Annotated in this window: 1 protein-coding gene; it reads left to right on the top strand. The window is 61.1% G+C overall.

Features of this window, described 5'->3' with window-relative positions; all coding sequences use genetic code 11:
• Positions 1 to 151: 151 nt before the first annotated feature.
• Positions 152 to 892, top strand: a 741-nt coding sequence (locus P0D89_RS53485; protein ID WP_408379729.1) for an ISL3 family transposase, incomplete at its 3' end; no start/stop codon positions are given.

The following is an 892-nucleotide window of genomic DNA, read 5'->3' as shown; positions in this document are numbered from 1 at the left end:
GCCTCTTTCGAATCTCGAGTGGGTGGACTTCCGGGTCAAGTGCGGGCGCAAGCCCGGCGAAGCGAACACTTGACGCGCGTGGGGTAAATAAGCTGGTGCAGGGTTGGTTGCGGCAGAATGCGGCAATCAGCCCTGCAAGACAACGCGAACAATGACGAACCAAACCCAGCTGTTTGAAGCCGCCTTGGGAATCAAGGCACCGTGGTATGTGCAAGGCGTCGATTTCGGCGCGGAACTGGCGATTGCCGTGGACTTTGTCGCGGGCAGCCGGTTTGCCTACCCCGGGGTGCCGGGCGAACACCCGGTGCACGACACGGTCATCAAACGGCTGCGCCACTTGAATTTCTTCCAGTTTGACTGTTATCTGGAGGTGCGGGTGCCGCGTGTGCGCCTGCCAGACGGCTCGGTGCGGCTCGTGGAGCCTGACTGGATAGGCAAGCTGGATGGCTTTACGCTGCTGTTTGAAGCGCTCGTGCTGACGCTGTGCCGGGAGATGACATTTGCGGCGGTGGCTCGTCTGGTGAACCTGTCGTGGTATCGCGTGAAGGCCATCTGTGATCGCTATGTCGACCTCGCCGTGGCCGCGACTGACTTGTCCGAAGTCACTGCGGTGGCCATTGACGAGACCTCGTGCCGACGTGGCCACGACTATATCTCGCTGGTCACCGACATGGACGGCAGGCGTGTGGTCTTCGTCACGCCCGGCAAGGATGCAGGCGTTGTCGAACGCTTTGCCGATCACCTGGAGCAACACAACGCAACGCCTGCGCAGATCAAATCGGTGAGCATCGACATGTCGGCCGCCTTCATCAAGGGCGTGGACGAGCATCTGCCCGATGCGCGCGTGACGTTCGACAAGTTTCATGTGGTGGCGCACGCGTCCAAAGCGCTC

The sequence above is a fragment of the Paraburkholderia sp. RL18-085-BIA-A genome, from assembly GCF_046027075.1.
In the GTDB taxonomy this organism is placed as follows: Bacteria; Pseudomonadota; Gammaproteobacteria; order Burkholderiales; family Burkholderiaceae; genus Paraburkholderia.
The sequence above is the reverse complement of the archived record's forward strand: the minus strand, read 5'-3'. Positions and strand labels throughout refer to the sequence as shown.